This window comes from Okeania sp. SIO2B9, assembly GCF_010672505.1.
GTDB classification, from domain to species: domain Bacteria; phylum Cyanobacteriota; class Cyanobacteriia; order Cyanobacteriales; family Microcoleaceae; genus Okeania; species Okeania hirsuta.
On record NZ_JAAHGK010001773.1, the window covers coordinates 1 to 1121 of the forward strand.

The 1121-nt window shown below is 32.6% G+C and carries 2 pseudogenes; both read left to right on the top strand.

Going from position 1 to position 1121, the window contains the following annotated elements:
- Positions 1-67: 67 nt before the first annotated feature.
- Positions 68-283: pseudogene (locus tag F6K13_RS35935) on the top strand (zinc ribbon domain-containing protein); the annotation flags it as partial.
- A gap of 107 nt (positions 284-390) precedes the next feature.
- Positions 391-1096, top strand: a pseudogene (locus tag F6K13_RS34325) (IS1634 family transposase); the annotation flags it as partial.
- Positions 1097-1121: the final 25 nt, after the last annotated feature.

Consider the following 1121-nt stretch of genomic DNA (forward strand, 5'->3'; position numbering starts at 1 on the left):
TCTCCCCATCTCCCCATCTCCCCATCTCCTTCTCTATTTTTAAATAGATCCGTTTAGGGGTTCTATATATAAATGTCAGTGGTACGGCGGCAGTGAATTAATTATAGCTGATAGATTTTATCCAAGTTCTCAAATATTTTCAAACTGTGGGCATCAACAGAAAATGCCGTTACACTTGAGAACTGATGAATGTAGTGAATGTGGTTTTTCCTACGTAATGCTTTGCAAACAAGCTGACAGAGATTTTAACCCACATTCCGCACTTCAATTTGAATTACGATAGGTTACAGAAAACCTTGATATTGAATTGAGTAGAATTACTTATGGCGTTTACTAACTGCAAGTCAGATCATAAAGCTAATGATTGCGTTATTATTTAGTATAAAAAAAATGTCTTTAATAGAAGAAATAACAGTTAAAAATGTAGACCACTTAGGAATAGTTGCAGGACTAATTGATGAGATAGGAATAGTGGAAATAATTAACCAAAAATTAGGAGTAGATAATCGAGAAAAAATTACTTCAGGGCAAGTAATAAAAGCTTTGATTCTCAATGGATTAGGAATGGTATCACGTCCTTGATATTTGTGAGCGTCAGTTCTTTGAAGACAAGGCGGTAGAAAAATTATTAGGTACAGGTATAAAATGTGAATATTTAAACGATGATACTCTCGGTAGAGTTATGGATGATATCTATCAATTAGGATTAACAAATTTATTTATAGAAATAGGATTATTAGTTATCAAAAAGTTTAACATTGAGACTAAATATACTCACTTAGATTCAACATCGTTTCATCTTCATGGAGAATATGAGCATATTGAAACTACTGAAAATCATCAAAAAATACCAATATTAATGACAAAGGGATATTCCCGCGACCATCGACCAGATTTGAAACAATGTATACTAGTATACATTGTGAGTGGCCATAGCGGAATACCATTATTTATGAGAACTGCTGATGGTAATGAATCAGATCAAGCAGTATTTGGTCAAATTTTAGCCTGGGTGAAAAAACAAATAAAACTAGATAGTATTATAGTCTGTGATAGTGCTTTATATAGCCAAAATAATATCCAATTAATCTCAAATTGAAAATGGATAACTCGAGTCCCAA